We start from the raw sequence: 23,132 nt of genomic DNA on the forward strand, positions 1-23,132 counted from the left end.
GCGAAACAAAGATTATAGTAAGTTCTTTTTTAAGAAATATTACAATTTCAAAAGGAAGGGTAACAATAATCTTCGTTGGCAAGAGAGAATCAAGAGGATACCAAATGTTCTTAAGAGAACGTTTGAAAGGTCAAGCGAACAAGGGCGCAGGGCGAATGCCTTGGCACTGGGAGCCGATGAAAGACGTGATAAGCTGCGATAAGCTTCGGGGAGCTGCAAATAAGCATTGATCCGGAGATTTCTGAATGAGGAAACTCACCTGAGTTCATACTCAGGTACGTTATACTGAACTTCAAAATAGGTATATCGAGGGAACCGCCTGAACTGAAACATCTAAGTAGGGCGAGGAAGAGACATCAAACGAGATTCCGTAAGTAGTGGCGAGCGAACGCGGAAGAGGGCAAACCGAGAGTAGAAATACTTTCGGGGTACGGAGCGCATTTAGGACTTAAGTTGTTAACCGAACGGCATGGGAAGGCCGGTCAGAGAGTGTGAGAACCACGTAGGTGAAAACGACAAGAGCCGAGCGAATTCCAGAGTACGGCCAGACACGTGAAACCTGGTCGGAATACGGGGGGACCACCCTCCAACCCTAAATACTACCCAGTGACCGATAGCGTATAGTACTGTGAAGGAAAGGTGAAAAGCACCCCGGGAGGGGAGTGAAAAAGAACCTGAAACCCTGTGCCTACAAGCACCTAGAGCGCGTCAAAGCGTGATAGGGTACTTTTTGTAGAACGGTCCGGCGAGCGATTGTATGCAGCAAGGTTAAGGACTTAAGGTCTGGAGCCGAAGCGAAAGCGAGTTTGAAAAGGGCGTTAAGTTGCATATAATGGGCCCGAAACCGGGTGACCTACCCATGGTCAGGTTGAAGTGGAAGTAAAATTCCATGGAGGACCGAACCGACCTCCGTTGAAAAGGCGGCGGATGAACTGTGGGTAGCGGAGAAATTCCAATCGAACCCGGAGATAGCTGGTTCTCCCCGAAATAGTTTTAGGACTAGCCTCAAGTTAGATACCTGGAGGTAAAGCACTGAATAGCCTAGCGGCCGAGAGGTTAGCGAAGCTTATCAAACTCAGAATGCCAGAGTATTGATGCTTGGGAGTCAGACAGTGTCAGATAAATGTCATTGTCAAAAGGGAAACAGCCCAGATCTACAGCTAAGGTCCCAAAGTCAGGTTAAGTGGAAAACGATGTGAAGATACGTAGACAACCAGGATGTTGGCTCAGAAGCAGCCACTCATTCAAAGAGTGCGTAATAGCTCACTGGTCGAGCGTCTTTGCGCGGAGAATTTAACGGGGCTAAACCTGACACCGAAGCTTAGGCAGCATGTTTACATGCTGGGTAGGGGAGCGTTGTATACGCGGTGAAACAGTAGCGCAAGCGGCTGTGGAGTGTATAGAAGTGAGAATGCCGGAATGAGTAGCGCGAATGCAGTGAGAATCTGCATGGCCGAAAGCCTCAGGTTTCTGGAGGAAGGTTCGTCCGCTCCAGGTTAGTCGGGAGCTAAGGTGAGGCCTAACGGCGTAGCCGATGCACAGACGGTAGAGATTCCGTCACCACCAAAAGAGTTAAACACAGGGACACATATGAAGTCTCGGAGCCGGGTGTTGGTTCCGGTAGCGATCGAGGGAAGTTAGTACCGAAGTCTGAGATGGAAGATGGCGAGAAAAGCTGTGTGAATTTCTGCGGTGCCCGTACCGCAAACCGACACAGGTAGGTAGGAAGAAGATTCTAAGGCCAACGGGAGAAGGGTTGTTAAGGAACTCGGCAAATTGACCCCGTAACTTCGGGAGAAGGGGTGCTGCAGCAATGCAGCCGCAGAGAATCGGCCCAAGCAACTGTTTACCAAAAACACAGGTTTGTGCTAAATCGAAAGATGACGTATACGAGCTGACGCCTGCCCGGTGCTGGAAGGTTAAGAGGAGATGTGCAAGCATTGAATCGAAGCCCCAGTGAACGGCGGCCGTAACTATAACGGTCCTAAGGTAGCGAAATTCCTTGTCAGGTAAGTTCTGACCCGCATGAAAGGCGTAATGATTTGGGCACTGTCTCAACAGCCCGCCCGGCGAAATTGTAGTACCGGTGAAGATGCCGGTTACCCGCGACAAGACGGAAAGACCCCATGGAGCTTTACTGTAGCCTAATATTGGGTTTCGATGTTGCATGCACAGGATAGATGGGACACTGGGAAGCAGGTGCTTTGGCGCTTGTGGAGTGGCCGTTGGGATACCATCCTTGCGATATTGGAATTCTAACCTGCGCCTTTGAATCAAGGCGGGGGACATTGTTAGGTGGGCAGTTTGACTGGGGCGGTCGCCTCCTAAAGAGTAACGGAGGCGTTCAAAGGTTCGCTCAGCTTGAACGGAAATCAAGCAAAAGAGTGCAAACGCAGAAGCGAGCCTAACTGCGAGACTGACGGGTCGAGCAGTAACGAAAGTTGGAGTTAGTGATCCGGTGGTATGTGAGTGGAAATGCCATCGCTCAACGGATAAAAGTTACCCTGGGGATAACAGGCTGATCTCCCCCAAGAGTCCACATCGACGGGGAGGTTTGGCACCTCGATGTCGGCTCATCGCATCCTGGGGCTGTATTCGGTCCCAAGGGTTTGGCTGTTCGCCAATTAAAGCGGTACGCGAGCTGGGTTCAGAACGTCGTGAGACAGTTCGGTCCCTATCTGTCGTGGGCGCAGGATATTTGATGGGAGCTGTTCCTAGTACGAGAGGACCGGAGCGGACGTACCTCTGGCGCACCAGTTGTTCTGCCAAGAGCATAGCTGGGCAACTATGTACGGATCGGATAAACGCTGAAAGCATCTAAGCGTGAAGCCGACCCAAAGATAAGATATCCCATTGTTTCAAACAAGTAAGACCCCTTGAAGACTACAAGGTTGATAGGCACGATGTGTAAGTGGAGCGATCCATTCAGCAAGCGTGTACTAATAGGTCGAGGGCTTGACCACAATTCGCTTGAGACTCTGAGAGTCAACGAAAAAATGTAAGCAGTGATTATTCAGTTTTGAAGGCACGTCCTTCTAAGAAATACTGGACAAAGTACAACAAACATGTTATACTGGTTCAGTCAGATCGGTCGGTGTCGATGACGGTGAGGTTCCACCTGTTCCCATTCCGAACACAGAAGTTAAGCTCACTTGTGCCGAAGATAGTTCGCTGGAAACGGCGCGTGAAAATAGGTAGTCGCCGACTTTTATATGGCCCGTTGGTCAAGCGGTTAAGACAGAGGCCTCTCACGCCTTTAACATCGGTTCGATTCCGGTACGGGTCATATTTGCACCTCTAGCTCAGTTGGTAGAGCAACTGACTCTTAATCAGTGGGCCCAGGGTTCGAGTCCCTGGAGGTGCACCAGATATTGAACGTCAAATCGTAAGATTTGACGTTCTTTCTTTATGTAGGAAAGCGGCTGCACACTTTCTGCACACCGTTTGCACATTTGCCCAAATCAGGGGCTTTTCTGCGCAAGGTTTGCACAGCCTGCTTTCCTTTGCATAAAAAGAAGAAATTTTAGGCGAACAAGGCTCTCGTCAATGCTCTGCGTTCGTCTGCGTCCATCAGCCGGATGGCTTCAAGGATCTCCCTGCCGGAGATTTTTGTTGCCGCCGGCTTTTCATTTCGCCGGGGCTGGGATGCTGCCGAGGTCAGGTCTTGGGAATAGAAGTTCGCTTCGATCTTCTCGGTCAGCTCCAACCGGGGCTTGTCCTGCGTGTGGGCATAGGTGTCCATCAGGACAGATGCCGTTGCATGACCTGTGTTGCCCTGCACCGACTTGAAGTCACCGTCCGACTGCAAGAGCTGGTAGGTAGCACTGGAGTGCCGCAGGCCGTGGAACACGATCTGTTCAAACTCCGGGTGCTCGGCTCTCCACAGGCGGTACCACTTTGTCAGCAGCTCCGGTGCGATGGGCAAGCCGTCCGGGAGCCGGAACAGCTGCCCGCAGTTGCTGTACTTCTCTGGGGCGTTCTGCTCGTCCTGTTTGAGCTTTTCAAGCCATGCTTGAAGTTCCTCTTTCAGAGGTTTGGTCATATACAGGATACGATTTGACTTCTTGGTCTTGGGCTTTTTCAGGATGAGGGAGGACTTACTGCCCTCACGCCTGTCTGGAAAGGTGTAGTAGACCTGCTTGGGGTCGAGCTTTTCCAGAGCGTCCTTGTTGGCTCTCTGCATGGTCTTGCTGACCGAGATGGTACCACGCCCATCGGCGGCATCAAAGTCCAAATCACTCGGCTGCAAGCCGAGAATTTCGCCCTCACGGAGCGAAAGGATCATGCTCATGTGTACCGCCAGATGCAGGGCGGGGTTTTCGATAGTCTGCAAGGCTGCCAGCATGGTTTTCTCGTCCCAGATGGTGCGCTCCTCGATATTGACCTTGGGGGCATCACGGGGCAGGGGAATCTTGTGAATCAAGTCCCATTCCACCGCATAGGAAAATGCGGTCTTGAGCAGCGTGTGGACTTCGTGGATAGAGGTGCTGGACAGTAGCCGCTTCTTCTGCTTCTTGGACAGGTCCTGCTTCACACCGTGCACATATTGCCCGCAGGGGGTCTTGGCAAGGGTTGCATAGAACTTCTCAATGTCGTAGGTTCGCAGCTCCTGCACCTTGCGATTGCCGATATAGGGCACGATAAGGTTCTGCACCATCGCTACCGACTGCGTGTAGGTCTTGGGGGACCACTTGTGTTTGGTGGACTGGATCGGGATCCACTTGTACAGCATTTCCTCTACCGTCATGGTATCGGGGACGAGGAATGTGCCGTCCAGCAATTCCTTTTCGACCGTGATCTTTCGCTCCTGCGCCTCCTTCCTGGTCTTGAAACTTTCCCATCCCTCGCAGGGTTTGCCGGAATGGTCTTTGTACTTGTAACGGACGGAGTAGGAATCTCCGCGCTTCATAATAGATGCCATAGATTACCTCCCTCAGACCGCTGCAAACCAGTTGTCGAAGCTCTGCTTGTTCACCCGGATGCTGGTGCCGATGCGTAGTACCCGGAAATCCTTCGTGGTGTTGCACAGGTTGTACGCCGCACGAGGAGAAATCGCCAAAAGCTGGGCGATTTCCTCCACCCGGTAAACAAGCGGTTCGTGCTTGGCTGCTTTGGTCTGGTCAGAAGATTCTGTGGCAGGGGATTTGGACGCTTTCATTGTAACCGGGTTCGAGTCCTTTTGCAAGGACTTATTCGTATAATCTTTAGATTTCACATCTTCGGTCATGTCAGGCCGATTCATATTCATAGGCAGACCTCCGTTTCCTTGTAACCGGGTGCCGGGGCAGAAAGTGCCAGCTTTCTGCTCCGAACTCTCCCGATGAGGTTCAGATTTCCGAGTGCCCCTCCTGTTTGCGGGGTTGCGCCGTTGGTTTGTTTTGCCCCTGTTCTGCCTGTAAGCGGTTCAGCAGTTGCAGAACGGAATCTCGTGCTTTCTCCTTGACCTGCTCCTTGCCTTTTTGACGGACTTCCGGCTTCAGGAGCTTCTCCTGCAGACGTGCGGTGGTGGTCTGCATGGTCTTGAGGAACTTGTCCAGCACGGTGTCCAAACGGTGGGCGGCGTATTCTCTCGTGGTCTGCGGAGCCTTACGTTCCGGGGACAGCACCCACTTCTTCGTGTCCTCGATCATCCGCATATCTTCCTTCCGGGTCTCGGTGCGCACCACATCGGTCACGACCTCCACCGCCTTGTCGTAGGCCGCAGCCGAAACTTTATCGATCAACGCTTCCATGTCGTTGACCTTGAGGGTCAGCTTGTCCAGCTTGTTCTGCTGGGCGGCAAGCTGCTTCTTTTGCTTGGCAAGGATGAAATCCTGCTTTTCCAAATATTTGCGGTTGCCATACTCCGCTTCTTCCTCCAATTCCAGACCATGCCGTTTTGCAATCTCGAACAGCATCTTCCGGCAGGCGGCATCAAAGGTGATTTTGCGGTTGTTGCGGCGGCTGAGGGGCTTGTCCGGGTCGGGCAGGTTGAAGCCCAACACTTCCAATGCCTTTTCCTGCTGGGGAGCCACCTCACCGTACTTGTTCTCGCAGTCGAACACATGACGCTCATGGATATGGGGTGTGCTCTCATCCAGATGCAGTGCCCAGTCCAGCACATGAACGTGGTCGCCATACTTGGCCTTGAACTCCTCGATGAACTCTGTGACGACGCTCAGCAAGTCCTCTGCCGAAGCGTGTTCATCCAGCGTTCCAAGTTGGTAGATGGTCTCCTCCGGGCAGGTCTTGCGGCTGGACAGCAGGTCGGGAATGGAGCGGTTGCGCTCTGTGTGCCGAATCTTGGCGTTGCGCTCGTTCTGACCTTCGATAAAGGTCGTGTACCGGCTCTCGTAGAACTGCCGTTCCACATCTGAGAAGGTCGCCCCCAGATCGTCCGGGTCTTGTGGGTCGAGAGCCGAACGGAAACCGTGGAAGCAGTCCCAATAGATGTTGCCCTTGGCTCGTTCCGGGTCGATGTGCTCACTGTTGGCAAGGTTGAAACTGCGGTCATTGTGCCTGGGGTTATAGGTGCCGTGGGTTCCGGCTCGTCCGTTGTGTCGTGTCAGTTTCAGATAGACATCCCTCCGTTTCATCAGTTTGGCGTGGGAGAACGCAGCAGCGGAGCTGCTGGATCTGCCGCCATTTTGCGCCAGATAATACCCAGTAGGATATGACGCACAGCATCATATCACTGGGGCAAAGAGCTGCGCTCTCTGCACTCTTGCTCCGGGCAAGCTGCCCTGAAGGACAGCTCGTCCGGTTTTTCAGAGGGTCATTTTGACCCTCTGATTTTGGCAAACTGTCAATCTGACACTTTGCCAACACCCCCTATAAAGGAGAACTTGGGCGTTTTGCTGCGTACGTGCGTACGCAGCAGGCGATTTTCTCTGTACGCACGTACGCAGCGAAAGACCGAAAACGCACCATATAGGGGGATCAAAAGCGGGTCATGCCCGCCAGCCATTGGGGGTGAGGTCAGGCTGCACAAGGGCTTCGATGCCCACAAAGCCCCGGACACGCCGCCCGGAAGAATTGATGATGTTGTTGGTGTGTTCCAGATTGTACCTGCGCTGGTTGGCGATCAGCGCATCGCTGAATCCACGGGACTTGATGGCGTTCAGGCTGTTCTCCTCGCACCACATTTTGTAGACCTCATACAGCTCTTTCGAGCTGGTGCAGGCATCCGCCTTCAGGCGGATGTAGCCCTCGGATTCAAGGAAATCGAACACATTGTTGTTGTCCCGCTTCACCAGTTCCCGGTTCCGCTTGGCACGGTCACTCTCGGTGAACTGGAAGCCATTCTTCACCAGCCGCTGCAAGCCCTCAAATGCCCACAGCAGGATGCCCTCGACCTCTGCCGCCATCTTCTCGGCAATGTCCGGGTCATCCACACGAGACAGGGGCTTATCCTTGGTGGTCAAGATGAGCTGACGACGATAGAAACCGTCCGAGCGGTCATACAATGCCTGCAAATCGCCATTGCTGAACGCCAGCAGGCGGGCGTACATCCAACCCTGATAGCTCTGCTTGCCCTTGCGCTCCAAGTCCATCTGCCCCTGTGCGGTCACGATGGACTTGACATAGTTGGTCTGGCGCAGGGCTTCCATCCGCATATCATCGTCCACACAGAGCAGGGTGTGCTCTAGATCGGCACGGGCAAAGCGGTTCTCCGAGATTTTGCCGATGTTGCCATCCTTCATGTTGCAGCCGAACAGCCGGGACAGCACCACGCCGATTTGCGACTTACCCTCACCGCCGCTGCCCTTGATGACCATCATGCGCTGCCCCTTGTTGCTGGGGATCAGGCAGTAGCCGATGAACTCCTGCACCGTGGGAATGTCCTCCGGGTAGAGCAGGTCGGACAGGAACCGCAGCCAGTGGACGGGCTGGGCGGCTTTCGGGTCATATTTGACCGGGAGCCGGTTGCGGACGATCTCCGGCTTGCCTTCCTGAAAGGTGCCGTCCAGATACAGGGTGCCGTTTGCCAGCGCAATGCGGTCGGTGATGGGCGGGAAGTCCTCCACCTGTGCCGCCAGCTTCAGTACGTCCACGACATTGCTGACCCGTTTGGCGATATTTGCGCCGATATGGTCTCGCAGCATATCGAAAATTTCACAGCGCAGGTTCATGGTGTCTGTGACCCTGCCGTCCGGGGTGAAAAATGCGCCATTCACATAGAGGAGCTGGTGGGTGCTGAGAAAATCGTCACAAAACAGGGATTCGTTGAAGAAGCCTTTCTTGATCCATGCAGGGGTAAAGTTGTTTCCCATAGGCACACATCCTTTCTTCGGTGCTGCGGCTTATCCATGTGGTCAATTTGGCCACATGGATTTTCTCTGCTGCAACAGGTGGATAAACGTCCTTTGGGTTACGGCAAATCAATGTGGACAATTTGTCTACATTGATTTCTCCTGCCGCAACGAGTAGATAAACGTCCGTTTCACCTCATGTGCTCATTTTGACCACATGAGGTGAATTGCCGTTCTCTCTGCATGGCTTTCCTGCCCCCCTCCGGCGGCGTTTTCCGGCTCTCCTTCTCAGGGTCATCGCCGGGTATCCCATACAGACGGTCATGCGGTTTTCAAGGTCCAACGGGCAAAACGGCAATAAAAAAGCCGTCACAAAACAGACCAGCCCTGCCTTCGCTTTTTCTGGAAGGTCATGCTAGTCGGTTATGTAACGGCTGAAAGCCAAGATGTTCAGCCCCGCAGGGTCTGAACGAATATGTAAAAATATGTTATATTCAATTGTTGGGATAGATTACCACAAAAATCGAGCCGTGTCAACAAAAAGTTTTGAAAGCGCGTTGTTTTCGGCAGCTTGCAAGAAAAAGCAAGGGAAACTTTGGCAAAAAGAGAGAGGGCTGGGCGGTGCCAGCCCTCTTGACAAGGCAATGAGGCACATCAATATGGGCTTGCAAAATTTATTAAGGGAATGCGGTGATAGTAGGACTTATACAAATCAAAACACCGCCCGATTCTGGTGAAGGAGAACCAGAATTGAACGGTGCAAATGGAAGAAGGAGAAAAGCGTAGAAAATCAGACGATGCAATCTGGGAGCAACGCATGGAGCTGTGCCAGCAGTTCTTCGCAAGAATCGGAATAAATCACGAGGGTAAGCGGATTGCTCAGGTCGAGACTGTAAATGCCAAGCAGGGATTTGGCATCAATGGTATATCGCCCGGAGACTAAGTCCATCTCATAGGGATATTTGGACAGCAAATCTACAAATTCCTTGACCTGATCGACCTGCCGCATTCTGATCTGTAATTTTGTCATAGGGTATCCTTTCTTTTACAGCAGTGGGATAGAGGCAATGCAGTTCTGAATTTCCACCATGGAGGGCATTGCAGGGATTGCGCCGCCCTTTGTCGTGGTCAGACTGCCCGCTGCATTGCCGAAGCGGACGATTTCTTCAAGCTCAAATGCAGGGAGGGTACGCAAATCCTCAGCATCTTTTCCTCGCAGCTGGTAGTGAATTGCGCCCATGAAAGCGTCGCCTGCACCCGTCGTGTCCACGGTAGGCACATCATAGGTGGGAAGATGCCCTGCTCCCACAGCGTTCCGGTAATAAGCACCCTTTGCACCCAGCGATACCAGCACAAGAGATGGCCCCATTTCGAGCAGGGCTTGTGAGCCGCGGGCAAGGTCGCTTTCGTTTGTGATAAGCTGCATTTCTTCCTCGGAAACTTTCAGAAGATCCGCCAGCTTGACACCTTCCTGCATCTGGACAACGGCATCTGCCGGGTGCTCCCACAGAAGCGGACGGTAATTGGGGTCAAAGCTGACCAGCTTGCCCTGCTGCCGTGCATACCGCGCAGCTTCCAACGTGGCGGTGCGGCTCGGGTCGGCGGTCAGAGAGACAGAGCCGGAATGGAAGATGGCAGCATCGTCGATCAGATTCCTGTTGACTTCTGCCGAAGTCAGCATCACATCGGCACCGGGGTTCCGGTAAAAGGTAAAGGAGCGGTCTCCCTTGCTGTCAAGCTGAACGAAGGCAAGGGTCGTGGGAATCTTTTCGTCGATCACCAGACCGGACACATCAATGCCGCTTTCTACAAGGGTCTGGCGGAGAAAATCGCCGAATCCGTCTTTGCCGACTTTTCCGATGAATGCTGTTTTGCCGCCCAGACGGGCATTCATGGCAAGGACATTGGCGGGTGCACCGCCGGGATTCCGGGCAAACAATTCGATGCCCTGTGCATTGGTTCCGTTCGGGGTAAAGTCGATCAGGCTTTCTCCCAAAGCTACAACATCAAACATGGTATCACCTCAACCTGCTTTTTTAGCGTTCAGTTCGGACATAATCTGGTTATACGAACGCTTACTGATTCGGTAGAAGAACAGGACAATCGCTGTTACCAGCCACAGCGCACCGGGAAGCAGCGAGAATGCATAGTGCATCGCATTCTGCACGGCAGCATTCTGCACCTGATTGGGGGCAAAACTCAATGCACTCAGCACACCAGCCAGCGCAGAGGTGCCAATCGCCATGCCCAGCTTGTTCCCCAGTGAAACGAATGCGTACTGGAAACCATCGTTGCGGACACCGGTTTTCCACTCGCCATACTCCACGCAGTCGGGAACGATGGCGTAGATGGCGGTATTGAATCCGCAGAAGAAGAACTGGGACAGTGCAGCGAATGTATAGAACGGAATGGGAGAAGAAACTGCACTGAAGAAATAGAGCGCAATCAGGGAAACGCCGGTTCCGGCAGCGAAAAGGGAAGCAGTGTGCCCTTTGTTGCCCAGCTTTTCAAACACGAAGGGGAATGCCGCAGCACCCAGAATGGAGGGAACGATCAGGATCATCGAGTAGATGGTAAACAGATTCTCGTTGCCTTCCACATATTTGAAGTAATAGAGCAGGTCGGCATTGCGGCCATACAGCGTCACACCGAACAGGAACTGACCCGCCAGTGCAATCAGGTAGGGCTTGTTCTGAAGCGCTGCATCCAACTGCTTTTTCAGTGAGACTTTTTTCTGCTCCGGGGGCTGGACGACCTCTTTGGTTTTGGCAAAACAGAACCAGTGACAGAGGGTGAAGATACCGCCGTAAAGGACGGTCACCAGAAGATATCCCCGTGCTGCATTATCACCGCCAAAAGCAGAGATCAAAGGCAGGGTGATGATGTTGATGATATTGATGGCGATCATGGCACAGACGGAGCGAGAGGTGTTGATTTTCGCACGCTCCTCGATGTTCTGGGTCAGGGTGCCGCAGAGCGTACCATAAGGGATGTTCACGCAAGTATAGCCCAGAACCAGTACACAGTAAGTAATGTACATATACAGGCTCTTAGCACTGTCTGACCATGTGGGGTGCGCCCAGAACGTCAGCACGAGCACCACAGCAGTTGCCGGTGCGCCGAACAGCAGCCATGGACGGTAGCGTCCCCAGCGAGAACGGGTGCGGTCGCTCAGCGAACCGATCACGGGGTCATTGATGGCATCCCAGAAGCGGGAGACCAGCATCAGGAGGGACACTGCCGCCATGCTGATGCCGCAGACATCGGTGTAAAAAATCATCAAGAAGTTGCCAACGAACATCCAGCTGAAGTTGCAGCCCACATCGCCCATGCCGTAAGCGATTTTACTAATCAGAGGGACTTTGATGTTCGTATCCTGCTGTTTCGGCTCTGCTGTGTAACTCATACGACGCGCTCCTTTCTCCTCTTGACGCGATGCTTATAATTTCTGGCAGAACTCTATTCTCTCTTTATTCGGGCCTTCGACCATGAAAAAGCGAACACCGTTTTCCCAGAACGGCAGTGACTGGATGCTGGAATGCAGCAGGTGCATCCCTGCCTCTTTTGCCGCAGCAAAGGCGGCTTCGATATCGGTCGTTGCCAGAGCTACATGGTCGATTGCTCCGGCCTTTTCCGCCGCACGATGGTTTTCATAGGTTTCGATCATCAGATCGCCAAGCTGAAGAAACGCAACGCGCTCTCCGGCGGCTTTATTCACCGTTTCCAGCGCAGAAACAAACCCCAGCTTCTTGTAAAATGCAATGGTCTTGTCGAGATCATTTGTTGGGATGCCAATGTGCGCCACACCGGTCAGAACCTGCGGAAAGCTCATACCTTCGTTTCCTCCGCAATCTTCACCACTGCTTTGACGATGTTGGCCTTGTCCGAAATGCTCTTGTCCATGGCATTCTGGATGTCGTCAAAGTCAAAGATGTTGGTCACAATACCCTTCAGATTGATTTTGCCGGAAGCAACGGCATCGATCGCCATGGGGTAAATGTGGCGATAACGGAACACGGTCTTGAAGGTCAGTTCCTTATCCAGTGCAAGGCTCATAGGCAGGGTCATCTCGCCGGATTTGGAGTAACCGACCAGAACGATGTTTGCGCCCTTCTGCGCCATCTCAATGGCCTGGCGGGTAGTGATTTCTGTACCAGCAGTCTCGATAACGAGGTCGCAGCCCAGACCATCGGTCAGGTCGAGAATCGTCTGGACAGCATCCTTTTCGCGGCTGTTGATCACACCGTCTGCACCCAGTTCAAGAGCCTTATCCAGACGCTTCTGCATGATATCCACAACGTAAACACGGGAAACACCCTCGGCTTTCAGCGCCATCATGGAGACCAGACCAATGCAGCCTGCACCCATGACCACCGCAGTCTGACCGGCATGAGCACCGCCCTGATTGGCTGCGTGGAAACCAACAGCCAGAGGCTCGATCAGCGCACCTTCCATGGTGCTTACGTTGTCCGGCAGCTTGAAGCAGAGGTTTGCTTCATGGGCCACATACTCCTGAAAAACACCGTCTACCGGCGGAGTAGCGAAGAACACGACATCCGGGCAGAGGTTGTATTTGCCCTCACGGCAGAACTTGCAGTGACCGCAGGTCTTGCCCGGCTCCAGCGCAACGCGGTCGCCGACTTTCAGATGCTTGACAGCACTGCCAACTTCCACGACTGTGCCGCCCGGCTCGTGGCCCAGCACGAACGGCGGCTTGACTACATAATTGCCGATCGCACCCGTTTCATAGTAGTGCATATCGCTGCCGCAGATGCCAACGTATTCCAGCTTGACCAGAACTTCGTCCTCTTTGGGTGTGGGGATCGGGCGGGTGGTGTAGCCCATCTTGCCGATGCCGTTCATGACTGCAACTTTCATTGTGCCTTTCATAAGATGACCTCCGTTTTTGTTTGTTTATTGACTTTTATAAAGTGTTTATGAATGTGACTACAAATTAGCACACCGCACAACCAAAGTCAAGCCCTTTTTCGCGGATTCGGAGAACTGCACAAGGAAAAAGCGGCGGAATTGTGCAAAAAATCGAGGACGGCAGGTGCCGTCCTCGATGGGAAGGTTTATAGGTTCTGAATGAAGGCTTCGATATGGAGCAGAGCGGCTCCCAGCGCAGAGGCTTCCAGCTTATAGCGGCTGAACTTCAGGTAGGAACTGTCCGGCTCAAACGTATTACGCTCGACCAGCATTTCCCGGAGCGGTTCGCCAAACTCTGCCAGAAATCCGCCAACGTAGCCGCCAACAATTACATCACAGTCGAAGGTCATGCGCAGATTATTGACTGCTACAGCAAGGTAAGAAAGGTATTCATTCCATGCCGTTTGCAAAGCTGCATCGCCAGAGCGCAACCCATCAAAGAATAGTGCAAGATTTCCGTCAGTCAGTCGGGAGAGGACTTTTGCAGAGCAATAGGCATCCAGACAGCCCTTTTTTCCGCAGTAGCAGGGGCGGCCATCGGGAACGAGCGTGTTGTGCCCGAACTCTCCGGCACGAAGATGGTCGCCGCCATAGAGCGCTCCACCGGTCAGAATCGCACCACCGACACTGTTGCTCAGAGAAAGGTAGACAAGGCTGCGGGGAGATTCGAGGTCGCGCACTTCAGCAAGTCCGGCAGCGTTCGCGTCATTGATGAACCGGCAGGAGAACGGGATGTAACGGCTGAATTCTTCGGTAGGAACATTCCGCAGACCCAAGGCATGAGAGTAAACCAATGTCTGCCCCTCTTTGTCCAGAATACCGGGCAGCGAAATGCCGACACCCAGAATTTTTTCCACCGGGTAGCCCTCTTTTTCGATCAGCCCCTGCACGATTCCGGCAAGCATTTCCGCATAGGTGTCCGACCGCTCATAAAGACGCTTTTTACGCTCATAGCGGAGAAGGTTACCGGACAGATCGACCAGAACTGCTCCGACATGATTCTGGGTAATCTCCAGTCCGACCGCAAGTCTGGCATCCCGTACAGGAGCGAATGCTCTCGCCTTGCGCCCGCCGGTGGATTCAAAGGTGCCGACCTCCTGCACCAGTCCCATCGCCATCAGTTCTTTGACATTCTGCAATACGGTCGGCCAGCTGTTGTTGACTTTTGCCGCAAGCTCCGGCTGCGAGATTCGATCGCAGGAAAAAATGCTGCGAATCGTTCGGATGCGGTTGATTTTTTTAACATCACGGTTATTTGCGCCGCTGCCGGTCATGGGCTCACTCACCTCCAAGAGCAGATTCAACATTTGAAAGAAGATTTATAAAGCTCTTTCTTATTATAGAGAATCTGGAGAGATTCTGCAAGGGAAACATTTACAAAAAAGCGTTAGCCGAAAAGAGCGAGTTGCTTATGGATAAGAAGCGATGCTACCAGCTTATGGCAAACCATAGGTCGGTGGGCACCGTGTTCTTTATAGGGACTTAATCTTCCAGCCTGCCGTGGTCGCATCCCAGCGAGAGATAGTGCTCCATCTCTCCTCCCAGCACAAGCTGTGCGTACTCCAGCGGCCTGTTGTACAGCAGCCACTCCAGTTCAGCCCGCTGTGTAGGAGTGTTGCCGTACTTGTCCTCGATGGCGACGCAGTCGATGGCAACGGCAGAGCCATCAGCGAACCGGGCTTCTACCCGGTTAGTGTCCATGTTGTAGCGGCAGGAAAGCAGTTTGTTCATGGTAAAACTCCTTTTATATAAGGCGGTGTCAGTTCGATTGTCCATATCCCTGCCAAGAATCAAATTGTTGATGTACATTTGATGTGTGGTATAAATTGGTGATATAGAGTGTGCCTTTCGCCGGATGAAACAGACCTGTTTTCACCCCATTGCATAAAAATCCGATACCTGTTTTAAGGTGCTGATTTTGGCTCTGCACATTTTTGCACACTTTTTGCACACCGGAACGGCTGGATAACGGATGCAAGAGGGGATAACAGGTGCAAAGAATGCAGCAGATGCAAAACACAAATTTGCGATAAAACGATAAAAACAACGAAGCTGCGTAATTGTCGAAATCGACGATTGTTGCACGTTGGTTTCTCTTAATCAGTGGGCCCAGGGTTCGAGTCCCTGGAGGTGCACCAGATATTGAACGTCAAATCGTAAGATTTGGCGTTCTTTTTTGTTATGTAACCCCGAAAAATCGGGGTCTGCACGGTCGATGCACGGTTTTTGCACGGTCGGCTTTTTCGTAGGAATCCTCTGCATGGGCTGTAATTGCTTTGAAATGCGTGGTAAATTTTGCATCAGGTCAGCAGTGCCAGACGGAGCTGCGCCTTTACTTCGGGGTCTGCATTCTTCAGAAGTTCCAGCAGAGCAGTCATAGAGATGGTCGGTTCGCCTTCGGCGGGTACAGCCTGCGGGCTAGGGCTTTCCTGTTTGGCGTAGAAACCTTCCTCAAACTTCTTGCCCAGTTCTACACGAGAGGACTGCTGGATATGGGCATAGGTGTTCACCAGCATATCGTGTCCTGTGGTGCCTTGAACGGCCTTCACATCGCCGCCGGAGATCATCAGCTGATAGGTCGCACTGGAATGCCGCAGACCGTGGAACACAATACGAGGGAACTCCGGGTGTGCATCCTGCCATTTGAGGAACTTCTTGCGAATCAACACAGGCTCTACCGCCAGACCGTTGGGCAAACGGAACAGCATTCCACTGTCATGGTAACGTGTTGGGTCTTTCCTCTCGTCTGCCGCCAGCTGCTTCAGCCACTTCTTCAATTCCTCTTTCAGAGCAGAGGTCATGAAGATGGTGCGGCAGGAAGACGCCGTTTTGGTACTCTTCAAAATGAGGGAAGTGGTGCTGCGCTCCAGCTTGTCCGGGAATATCTTGATGATGCAGCCATCGTCCACTTGATTTAGGGCTTCTTTCCGCACCCGCTGCATGGACTTGTTGATACGGAAGGTTCCGATGCCATCTGCTGCGTCAAAATCGAGATCTTCCGGGGTCAGACCTACGATCTCGCCCTCTCGCAGTGCGCCCACCAGTGTGAGGTGGACTGCCAGATGCAGGATAGGGTCCTCCATGCTGTCCAGAGCCGCCCTCATTTCCTCTACCGTCCAGATGGTGCGCTCCTGCGTAGACTTCTTGGGGCTGTCCACGGGAACAGGGCTTTTGACAAGGATGCCCCACTCTACGGCATACTGGAAGGCAGTGCCCAGCAGCCGGTGCACCTCATGGATCGTTGTGCCGGAAAGGAAACGCTGCTTCTGCTTTTCGGTCAGTTCCTGCTTCTTGCCCTCGATATACGAACCACAGGGCGTTTTGCTCAGGGTCGTGTAGAGGTTCTCCATGTGGTAGGGCTTGAGCTTCTGCATCTCCATGCTACCGATATAGGGGATAATGAGATTCTGAATGGTGGAAAGGTTGGATTCGTAGGTTTTGGGTGCCCACTTGTGCTTGCTGCACTGTTTCGGCAGCCAGTCCATCAGGAACTCTGCCACCGTTACCGAGGACGGGATCAGAAAAGTGCCAGCCGCCAGTTCGTGCTCAATTTGCTTCTTTCGGTTCGTTGCCTCCTCTTTTGTAGGAAAACTTTCCCATTTGTCGCAGCTCTTGCCGTGCTCATCTTCGTAGGTGTAGCGGACGCTGTAAGAGTTGCCGCGTTTTGTAATATATGCCATACTGTTTGCCTCCTTATCAAGCTGCCCGGTAGAGCCACGCATCGAAGCTGTCCTTCGGCACACGGATGCTTCCGCCTACTCGCAGGACACGGAATTCGGTAGTGCTGTTGCACAGATTGTAAGCAGAGCGCAGGCTGATGGCCAGCATTCGTGCGATCTCTTCCACCGTGTACACCAGTTTCGTGGTTGCCGGGCTGTCAGTCGGAGACTTGACGGCATTGGTTTGAGTGACCACTTCCATTGTAGTGGGATTCGAGTCCTTTTGCAAGAACTTTTTCGTATAATCGGAAGATTGCACAGGGACGGTCATAGAATTACGGTCAAAATCCATAAGCATTGCTCCTTATATTGTCATATCATCTAAAAATTCAGCTTAAAGTTCTACATCCTGCCCACGCTTGCGGTTTCGCTGTGGCACATTCATGGTGCGCTCCTGCTTGGGAGCAAGAATCTTTTCCAGAAAACCGCGCACCAGTTCAGGAGCACGGTGGAGCGCATCCAGATAGGGCTTTACATCGTACCACAGGTCGTGGTACTTGTTGCTCCAATGAATGGCTTCCTTCTTGGCGGTGGAAAGTTCTTCTTTCAGGCGGCGGTTCTCTACGTCCATCATATAGCCGTGGTCAGCCTGTTTTTTCAGTTTGGAAAATTCTTCTTCGGTCAGCGAGTAGTTGCCGAGGAAGGTGCGCTTGCCGATATAATCCAGATCACGCGCATGAATGAGGGCTTCTTTCGTGAGTGTGGCCTTTTTCTGCACAGCGGCAAGTTCCTTCTCCTTTTTGGAGAGGGTCTGACTGGTTTTAGCAAGCGACTGTGCTTGTTCGTCGGCTTGTGCAGTCAGGCTGTCCAGTCGCTCCTGCTCCCGCTGGACTTTGAACTGGGTGACGGTCAGGTGTTCTTCAGTGCTGCCACGCTCACCGCGCTCTACATCCGTATACCCGGCGTTGCGCATATAGTGGAAGAAATCGTCTTGCAGGACACTGTACGACTTCTTCAGGACTGGCTTGCCGCTCTTTTGCAGGACAGGCTTTCCGGCATCGTCCAGCAGGGGCTTGGAAGCCCACTTCTTGCTTCGGCTGACCTGCATGACGGTCTCCTTGACGGTGCCGACCAGTGCCTTGTCCTTGCAGCGTTTCGACCAGAGGATCTGCTTTTCCACCACAGGCACATAGACCACATGGAGATGGTAGTGGTAGACCTCCCGGCCTAATGCTTCTGTCATGGCACGGTTGATCTCATCGGCGTGCATGACAGCCGAGAGGATATACTGCTCACCACCCACGATTTGCACAGCAGCTTTGTAGGCATCCGCATAGAACTGCTTGGCGAACTCGTAGCCACCGTGATTGTCAAAATAGGCCGAGTTGACATCAAAGATAAGTTCACAGTAGTGGGTAGCATCCGGCTTCAGGCCGCGCGTGGAGATGGTTTCGGCGGCTTCCAGTTGGGCGAATAGGTCGGTGTAGCTGGCGGTTGGCTTTTTGAAGTGGACGTTCCATGAGGTGCGCTGGGGGATAATGTCGGGGTTCCGATAGCTGTCCTTTTCGCGCTCGTTGTGCTGCTGGGTGTTGCCAACGGCTTTGTCTGAAACGGCGAGATTTCGGACACTGGTGCGGTCAATACCATCATTTCTTGCCAAAGGGCATCCCTCCTTTCGGGGTTCAGAGGAAGGTGACGGGGACGGAGATGCACTTCCCCGGAAGTGTAATAACCCACTATAACACTTTCATCCCTATGGGCTGCAAAGTGTAGTGGGCTCTTCGAGGACTCTCCGAGGGGGAACGTCTCCTGCGGGAGAATTACAATCAAGTTCGCACAATGCGAACTTGATTGCTCCGTACGCATCTGAAAAAATTGCGTACGGACTTCAAATAACCTGTACGGTTCGTACGACGTACGGAAATGCGAAATATAAACGATAACACGTTTTAAATCGCTTTAATTCGCCGTACAGATGCGTACAAGTACAGACCGTACAGGTTGTACGAACTTCTTCTGTGAAAAATGCACTTTTTACGGGCAGGGGTGGACAAGCGGCTCGATGCCTGCAAAACCGCGCACCCTGCGGCCACCGGGCAGGGCGGTGTTATGTGTTGCACCAGAGTATCCCCGTGTGGGAACTCTGGTGTTTTTTGCTTCCTGCCTGAATATACGGAAAATTTTGCAGGAGGGGCGAAAAAGCGGCAAAACTGCAACGGAAAAAGAAAAAAGCCCTTACTGGTTGCAGGGCTGCAACAGCAAGGGCAGAGAGGAAACCGTATATTGAACAAAACGGCAGAGCGTATTATAATGAGGAAAAAGCTCAAAAAGGAGGGCCGACCACATGGCACAGGAATATCTGCCCGCACCGTCCAACGTCCGTCTTGCGGACTTGATGAAAGAGCACAATATCAGCCAACCGGAGCTTGCCAAGGAAATCGGCTGCTCCAAAAGCACTATCAGCCGTTTTATCAGTGGTGCGAAAGGAACCCTGACCCATGAGCAGGTGTTGAAGATCGCAAGGTTGTTCAACGTGTCCACAGATTTCCTGCTGGGAGAAACCAACATCCCCGATCGCAAGAATTATGACATTGCCGAACTGGGTTTGTCCGTAGAAGCCGCAAAGAACCTCTACACGGGGCGTATCAATACCAGAGGTAGTCAATCTGCTGCTGGAAAATGCCCGTTTCGCAGAGCTTACTTACCGCATAGCGCAGTATTTTGATGATACCTTTGCGTCCGGTATTGCGGCACAGAACGCCATGCTCACGACATTGAGCACCCTGCTGCGTACAAGGGTCAAGACCCCGGAGGCAGCCAAAGCCGCAAAGGACATCAGCCTTCGGAGAAAGCCCGTGTACCAAGGCGACCTTGATGATATTGAGATGTACTTCATGGCAACGGTCAAAGAAATTAAAAAGGGCATCGGGAGCCATTACGCCGAACAGGAAGCCATGAGCAAGAAAGTGGCAGAGAAGATGTTCACCGAATTGACCAAAGGGCAGGATGTGCAGCACCCAACGATCACGGCAGAGCAGTTGACGGATGCAATGTTGGACAGCGTTTCGGGCATGAAAGGAGCCACGCCGGAAGCACTGGAACAGCTGCGAAGCGGTCTGTTGGGAATCTTGCAGTCTGCCGCAGAGCAGGAAAACGCCCATGAAGCAGACGAATGAACGGCTTTGTGCGCTGGCACAGAAAGGCGATGCTGCCGCGCTGGACAGCCTGATCGACAACAACAAGTCCTTTATTGGCAAGGTGGCGAATGACCTTTTTCGCAGCATGAATTTGGCACAGGCTGGCCTGAACCTTGATACGGACGATTTGAAACAGGCGGGCAATCTGGGCTTATGGAAAGCTGTGCCGAAGTTCGATGCAGCGCGCGGCATGAAGTTCCTGACCTATGCGGCTCCTGCCATCCGCAACGCCATGATGGACATGGTACGGGATGCCTTTGCCACTTTTGAACAGCGGATGGTGACGGAGGATAAGGACGGTATCTGCTACCAGCGCGTTTCGCTGGACGATGTTCTGCCGGGAGAGGAACAACTGCGGCGCATCGAAGCCATAGCCGACCCCTACGCCATGCAGCCGCAGAGTATTATGGAAGAACAGGAATCGCGCCGGGAACTGTACGATGGTCTGAAACGGCTGACCCAGCGAGAGCAGACCTACCTGCTGTACCGCTATGGCTTCACCGATGGTGAGGAACATCCTTTAATCGGTACGGCGATATACTTTCACCTGACAAAAAGCCGTGCCAAAAAGACGGAGGAACAAGCTATGGATAATTTGTGGCTGGAATTGCCGTGGTGGTTTATCTGAATGAGCAGAGAGGAATCGTGTCAAATTGACATAATTCCTCCCGATAAGAGGGATGTGAGCCCAAAATACTGATAATGTGTTTGTGAATTTTTGAAAAACTAAGTATGGTTGGGCCTAAGTGTGACTTATCAAAAAACGTAGTAAAAGTGTAGTTGTACTTGATATTGAGCGGTGGCCTAAACTCTAAAGTTTGATAAGAGAATTTCTTGTTATTGCAGATATTTCTAATATGTGCTATCATAATAAGTGAGAGGGACTATTTTGAAAGTGTAAAATTTTTGATTTATATTTTCAATTAAAAAATTTAAAATAGTAAGGAGTACCCTGATGACTATTTCCGAACAGATAAAAGTCCTATGCGTACGTTCAAATATTAGTGTAGCAGAGTTAGCAAGACGTATGGGAACCACACCCCAGAATTTTAACTCCAAAATGAAACGGGAAAGCTTTACAGTTTCCGATTTGGAGCGTTTGGCAGAAACTGTTGGGTGCTCGTTTGAGCGATACTTTGTCCTTCCAGATGGTGAGAAGGTTTGATAGGAGAATAAAAATGAATGTGTTGCATTTTAAGAACAACTCACAGAACCGGGATGTAATATCCCTATTCTCCGGTGCAATGGGACTTGATATAGGACTTGCAAAGGCAGGATTGAATATCGCTATTGGACAGGATTTTGATGCGGCGTGTGTCGCGACTATGCGAGCAAATGGACATAAAGTTTTAAGTGGAGATATTCGAGACATTGATCCTGCTGATTTACTCGAACAAGTGAATTTGGTTCCGGGAGAACCATTTTTGATTTGTGGCGGTCCACCATGCCAACCGTTCTCAACTGCAGGAAAGCGATTAGGAATTAATGATCCACGTGGAAGCCTTTTTATGGATTTTATTCGAATGATTGATTACATTCGGCCAAGGTTTTTTATTATGGAAAATGTGAAGGGAATTATGTCTGCCCCGCTGAAACATGTTCCGCTTGCTGAACGAGATAAAAACGATCCTGAGCAACAACTGGGCACAGTTTTGGACGTTATTTTATCTGAATTCCAGAAACTCGGCTATAAAACTGTATATGGGGTATTGGATGCAGTAAATTATGGCGTCCCACAATTTAGAGAACGATTTGTTCTTATTGGAAGTCGTGATAATGAAAATATTTTTATGCCAATTCCTACCCATTTCCAAATGCATCAAAACGCATCCTATCGATGGCAAACATTAGGCGATACTATACGAGATTTGGAATATGATTGTGGTGAGTGTGCTGCCTTTAGCAAGGAACGCTTATCTTTTCTAAAACTTATCCCTGAGGGTGGAAATTGGAGAGATCTTCCCACTGATTTAAGGAGAATAGCTATGGGAGGTGCATTTGAGTCGGGAGGAGGAAAAGTAGGATTTTACCGTAGGCTATCCTATAATCAGCCCTCTCCTACATTGGTTACATCGCCTGTGCAAAAAGCAACTATGATGTGCCATCCTACACAAAATCGCCCTTTGAGCATTCGAGAATATGCACGAATTCAGCAGTTTCCAGATGATTGGATTTTTACAGGAACAAGCACAGAGAAATATCGGCAAATTGGTAATGCTGTCCCGGTTGGGCTTGCGGAAGCTTTGGGTAAAGTAGTTCTATCAGTTGCAGATCAAAATGCTGCGATTCAAACAAAGAGATTTAGAGGAACAGATGTTCATCAAAAACTTAAGATGGCTCTTGAAATAGGAGGAAGTTGTTATGCCCATAAATAATTCTTACAACGAAGAAGCTATTGTAGCAGCTATTGCCGATGCACTGGACAATTTTTACACCAACCTTATAAAAAAAGTGGACAGTTTGAATATCAAGGCGGTAATGAAACGTAAAAATCCGTATCTTTTCCGGGCTAAAGCTATGAACGGAGCCGCTCAGATTGTCGATGCTATTCTTGCTGCATTTGTATCATCTTCAGAAGAAACTATTTTTGGAAACGTGTTTTTTGAACCTATTGCAACAGCCGCAGCACAAGGTCAAAAAGCCTTAGCTGAGGGTGTTGATATTATGGTAGAACGCGATAACACTATTTATGCTATTGCAGTAAAATCGGGGACAAGTGTTTTTAATGCTGATAGCCGTAAAAAACAGGAGCAAAACTTTATGGCTGCGAGCAAATTAGCTCAACAGGCAAAAAAGAGATTCGTTCCAATCGTTGGATATGGCTATGGAAAGAAAAAAACTTCTAATCGTGGTTTGCCTAAATTCTACATGGAACTAGCGGGAAAAGATTTTTGGGAGAAATTAACAGGTGATGAGGAATTTTATATTAAACTAATACGTTATATGGACAAACTGCCTGAGAAGTATGTAGAAGACTTTGATACATCTTATCAGAAAGCAGCAAATCGTTTAGTTCGAGAATTTACACAACAGTTTTGCTTTGAGGATGGAAGTATCAACTGGGAGAAACTTGTTGAGTTTAACTCCGGAAATTAATTTTTAGGAGGAAACGGCTA

General features: G+C 51.3%; 20 protein-coding genes, 2 tRNA genes and 2 rRNA genes. 10 read left to right on the forward strand and 14 right to left on the reverse strand.

Features of this window, described 5'->3' with window-relative positions; all coding sequences use genetic code 11:
• Positions 1 to 128 precede the first annotated feature (128 nt).
• From ACGHUK_RS03660 to ACGHUK_RS03675, 4 genes are all read left to right on the forward strand, one after another.
• Positions 129 to 2,963: ribosomal RNA gene (locus tag ACGHUK_RS03660) — 23S ribosomal RNA — on the forward strand.
• A 127-nt stretch (positions 2,964 to 3,090) separates the two neighbouring features.
• Positions 3,091 to 3,207, forward strand: a 5S ribosomal RNA gene (gene rrf, locus ACGHUK_RS03665).
• Positions 3,208 to 3,214: 7 nt separating this feature from the next.
• A tRNA-Glu gene (locus ACGHUK_RS03670) sits at positions 3,215 to 3,286 on the forward strand.
• Between the two features lie 5 nt (positions 3,287 to 3,291).
• Positions 3,292 to 3,367: transfer RNA gene (locus ACGHUK_RS03675), tRNA-Lys, on the forward strand.
• 156 nt (positions 3,368 to 3,523) lie between these two features.
• On the opposite strand, the gene xerC (ACGHUK_RS03680) is transcribed toward ACGHUK_RS03675, so the two are convergent.
• The 14 genes from xerC (ACGHUK_RS03680) to ACGHUK_RS03745 form a co-directional block, all read right to left on the reverse strand.
• Positions 3,524 to 4,921: a tyrosine recombinase XerC gene (xerC, locus tag ACGHUK_RS03680; protein WP_390575019.1), complete on the reverse strand. Its 1,398-nt coding sequence runs from the start codon at positions 4,919 to 4,921 to the stop codon at positions 3,524 to 3,526.
• A 12-nt stretch (positions 4,922 to 4,933) separates the two neighbouring features.
• Entirely contained in the window at positions 4,934 to 5,248 is a 315-nt protein-coding gene (locus ACGHUK_RS03685) for a helix-turn-helix domain-containing protein (RefSeq protein WP_156071667.1), read from the reverse strand.
• Positions 5,249 to 5,327: 79 nt separating this feature from the next.
• Positions 5,328 to 6,575 (reverse strand): hypothetical protein, encoded by a 1,248-nt coding sequence (locus tag ACGHUK_RS03690; RefSeq protein ID WP_390575021.1) that lies wholly within the window; start codon positions 6,573 to 6,575, stop codon positions 5,328 to 5,330.
• A 354-nt stretch (positions 6,576 to 6,929) separates the two neighbouring features.
• Positions 6,930 to 8,252 (reverse strand): phage/plasmid primase, P4 family, encoded by a 1,323-nt coding sequence (locus ACGHUK_RS03695; RefSeq protein WP_390575024.1) that lies wholly within the window; start codon positions 8,250 to 8,252, stop codon positions 6,930 to 6,932.
• Positions 8,253 to 9,021: 769 nt separating this feature from the next.
• The gene (locus ACGHUK_RS03700) at positions 9,022 to 9,261 is read right to left on the reverse strand and encodes an HPr family phosphocarrier protein (RefSeq protein ID WP_390575026.1); all 240 of its coding nucleotides are present in this window, start codon (positions 9,259 to 9,261) and stop codon (positions 9,022 to 9,024) included.
• A 15-nt stretch (positions 9,262 to 9,276) separates the two neighbouring features.
• Positions 9,277 to 10,245: a carbohydrate kinase gene (locus ACGHUK_RS03705; RefSeq protein ID WP_390575028.1), complete on the reverse strand. Its 969-nt coding sequence runs from the start codon at positions 10,243 to 10,245 to the stop codon at positions 9,277 to 9,279.
• Between the two features lie 9 nt (positions 10,246 to 10,254).
• Entirely contained in the window at positions 10,255 to 11,637 is a 1,383-nt protein-coding gene (locus ACGHUK_RS03710; RefSeq protein WP_390575030.1) for an MFS transporter, read from the reverse strand.
• 33 nt (positions 11,638 to 11,670) lie between these two features.
• Positions 11,671 to 12,063 carry a VOC family protein gene (locus tag ACGHUK_RS03715; RefSeq protein WP_117476342.1) on the reverse strand — a complete coding sequence of 131 codons (393 nt, stop codon included), beginning with the start codon at positions 12,061 to 12,063 and terminating at the stop codon, positions 11,671 to 11,673.
• On the reverse strand, positions 12,060 to 13,121 hold the full coding sequence (locus ACGHUK_RS03720; RefSeq protein WP_005940978.1) for an NAD(P)-dependent alcohol dehydrogenase: 1,062 nt from the start codon (positions 13,119 to 13,121) through the stop codon (positions 12,060 to 12,062). Before ACGHUK_RS03720 ends, ACGHUK_RS03715 begins: the two co-directional genes overlap by 4 nt.
• 185 nt (positions 13,122 to 13,306) lie before the next feature.
• Positions 13,307 to 14,434, reverse strand: a complete 1,128-nt coding sequence (locus ACGHUK_RS03725) for an ROK family transcriptional regulator (protein ID WP_120119684.1) — start codon at positions 14,432 to 14,434, stop codon at positions 13,307 to 13,309.
• A 208-nt stretch (positions 14,435 to 14,642) separates the two neighbouring features.
• Entirely contained in the window at positions 14,643 to 14,891 is a 249-nt protein-coding gene (locus ACGHUK_RS03730; RefSeq protein WP_390575034.1) for a DUF6061 family protein, read from the reverse strand.
• Positions 14,892 to 15,460: 569 nt separating this feature from the next.
• Entirely contained in the window at positions 15,461 to 16,840 is a 1,380-nt protein-coding gene (xerC, locus tag ACGHUK_RS03735) for a tyrosine recombinase XerC (protein WP_390575037.1), read from the reverse strand.
• Between the two features lie 16 nt (positions 16,841 to 16,856).
• On the reverse strand, positions 16,857 to 17,171 hold the full coding sequence (locus ACGHUK_RS03740) for a helix-turn-helix domain-containing protein (protein ID WP_097783233.1): 315 nt from the start codon (positions 17,169 to 17,171) through the stop codon (positions 16,857 to 16,859).
• Positions 17,172 to 17,213: 42 nt separating this feature from the next.
• Complete coding sequence (locus ACGHUK_RS03745) at positions 17,214 to 18,479, reverse strand: plasmid recombination protein (protein WP_390575039.1); 1,266 nt, start codon at positions 18,477 to 18,479, stop codon at positions 17,214 to 17,216.
• Between the two features lie 684 nt (positions 18,480 to 19,163).
• Between ACGHUK_RS03745 and ACGHUK_RS03750 the strand changes: the two genes are divergently transcribed.
• From ACGHUK_RS03750 to ACGHUK_RS03775, 6 genes are all read left to right on the forward strand, one after another.
• On the forward strand, positions 19,164 to 19,544 hold the full coding sequence (locus ACGHUK_RS03750) for a helix-turn-helix domain-containing protein (protein ID WP_390575041.1): 381 nt from the start codon (positions 19,164 to 19,166) through the stop codon (positions 19,542 to 19,544).
• Between the two features lie 37 nt (positions 19,545 to 19,581).
• Complete coding sequence (locus tag ACGHUK_RS03755) at positions 19,582 to 19,995, forward strand: hypothetical protein (RefSeq protein WP_390575043.1); 414 nt, start codon at positions 19,582 to 19,584, stop codon at positions 19,993 to 19,995.
• Positions 19,979 to 20,644: a sigma-70 family RNA polymerase sigma factor gene (locus ACGHUK_RS03760; protein WP_390575045.1), complete on the forward strand. Its 666-nt coding sequence runs from the start codon at positions 19,979 to 19,981 to the stop codon at positions 20,642 to 20,644. The genes ACGHUK_RS03755 and ACGHUK_RS03760 overlap by 17 nt, the downstream gene beginning before the upstream one ends.
• Positions 20,645 to 20,971: 327 nt before the next feature.
• On the forward strand, positions 20,972 to 21,181 hold the full coding sequence (locus tag ACGHUK_RS03765) for a helix-turn-helix domain-containing protein (protein ID WP_390575047.1): 210 nt from the start codon (positions 20,972 to 20,974) through the stop codon (positions 21,179 to 21,181).
• 13 nt (positions 21,182 to 21,194) lie between these two features.
• On the forward strand, positions 21,195 to 22,391 hold the full coding sequence (locus ACGHUK_RS03770; RefSeq protein WP_390575050.1) for a DNA cytosine methyltransferase: 1,197 nt from the start codon (positions 21,195 to 21,197) through the stop codon (positions 22,389 to 22,391).
• Entirely contained in the window at positions 22,378 to 23,112 is a 735-nt protein-coding gene (locus ACGHUK_RS03775) for a PmeII family type II restriction endonuclease (RefSeq protein ID WP_390575053.1), read from the forward strand. Before ACGHUK_RS03770 ends, ACGHUK_RS03775 begins: the two co-directional genes overlap by 14 nt.
• Positions 23,113 to 23,132: the final 20 nt, after the last annotated feature.

Origin of the sequence: Faecalibacterium sp. i25-0019-C1 (assembly GCF_042854225.1) — a bacterium.
Lineage (GTDB): Bacteria > Bacillota > Clostridia > Oscillospirales > Ruminococcaceae > Faecalibacterium > Faecalibacterium taiwanense.

Excerpts from the sequence above, each read along its gene's own strand:
- ACGHUK_RS03725 (WP_120119684.1), bottom strand. The coding sequence starts at position 14,434 with ATGACCGGCAGCGGCGCAAATAACCGTGATGTTAAAAAAATCAACCGC.
- ACGHUK_RS03770 (WP_390575050.1), top strand. The coding sequence starts at position 21,195 with ATGAATGTGTTGCATTTTAAGAACAACTCACAGAACCGGGATGTAATA.
- ACGHUK_RS03750 (WP_390575041.1), top strand. The coding sequence starts at position 19,164 with ATGGCACAGGAATATCTGCCCGCACCGTCCAACGTCCGTCTTGCGGAC.
- ACGHUK_RS03730 (WP_390575034.1), bottom strand. The coding sequence starts at position 14,891 with ATGAACAAACTGCTTTCCTGCCGCTACAACATGGACACTAACCGGGTA.
- ACGHUK_RS03700 (WP_390575026.1), bottom strand. The coding sequence starts at position 9,261 with ATGACAAAATTACAGATCAGAATGCGGCAGGTCGATCAGGTCAAGGAA.
- ACGHUK_RS03720 (WP_005940978.1), bottom strand. The coding sequence starts at position 13,121 with ATGAAAGGCACAATGAAAGTTGCAGTCATGAACGGCATCGGCAAGATG.
- ACGHUK_RS03695 (WP_390575024.1), bottom strand. The coding sequence starts at position 8,252 with ATGGGAAACAACTTTACCCCTGCATGGATCAAGAAAGGCTTCTTCAAC.
- ACGHUK_RS03685 (WP_156071667.1), bottom strand. The coding sequence starts at position 5,248 with ATGAATATGAATCGGCCTGACATGACCGAAGATGTGAAATCTAAAGAT.
- xerC (WP_390575019.1), bottom strand. The coding sequence starts at position 4,921 with ATGGCATCTATTATGAAGCGCGGAGATTCCTACTCCGTCCGTTACAAG.
- ACGHUK_RS03765 (WP_390575047.1), top strand. The coding sequence starts at position 20,972 with ATGACTATTTCCGAACAGATAAAAGTCCTATGCGTACGTTCAAATATT.
- ACGHUK_RS03690 (WP_390575021.1), bottom strand. The coding sequence starts at position 6,575 with ATGAAACGGAGGGATGTCTATCTGAAACTGACACGACACAACGGACGA.
- ACGHUK_RS03755 (WP_390575043.1), top strand. The coding sequence starts at position 19,582 with ATGCTCACGACATTGAGCACCCTGCTGCGTACAAGGGTCAAGACCCCG.
- xerC (WP_390575037.1), bottom strand. The coding sequence starts at position 16,840 with ATGGCATATATTACAAAACGCGGCAACTCTTACAGCGTCCGCTACACC.
- ACGHUK_RS03710 (WP_390575030.1), bottom strand. The coding sequence starts at position 11,637 with ATGAGTTACACAGCAGAGCCGAAACAGCAGGATACGAACATCAAAGTC.
- ACGHUK_RS03760 (WP_390575045.1), top strand. The coding sequence starts at position 19,979 with ATGAAGCAGACGAATGAACGGCTTTGTGCGCTGGCACAGAAAGGCGAT.
- ACGHUK_RS03715 (WP_117476342.1), bottom strand. The coding sequence starts at position 12,063 with ATGAGCTTTCCGCAGGTTCTGACCGGTGTGGCGCACATTGGCATCCCA.
- ACGHUK_RS03740 (WP_097783233.1), bottom strand. The coding sequence starts at position 17,171 with ATGGATTTTGACCGTAATTCTATGACCGTCCCTGTGCAATCTTCCGAT.
- ACGHUK_RS03705 (WP_390575028.1), bottom strand. The coding sequence starts at position 10,245 with ATGTTTGATGTTGTAGCTTTGGGAGAAAGCCTGATCGACTTTACCCCG.
- ACGHUK_RS03775 (WP_390575053.1), top strand. The coding sequence starts at position 22,378 with ATGCCCATAAATAATTCTTACAACGAAGAAGCTATTGTAGCAGCTATT.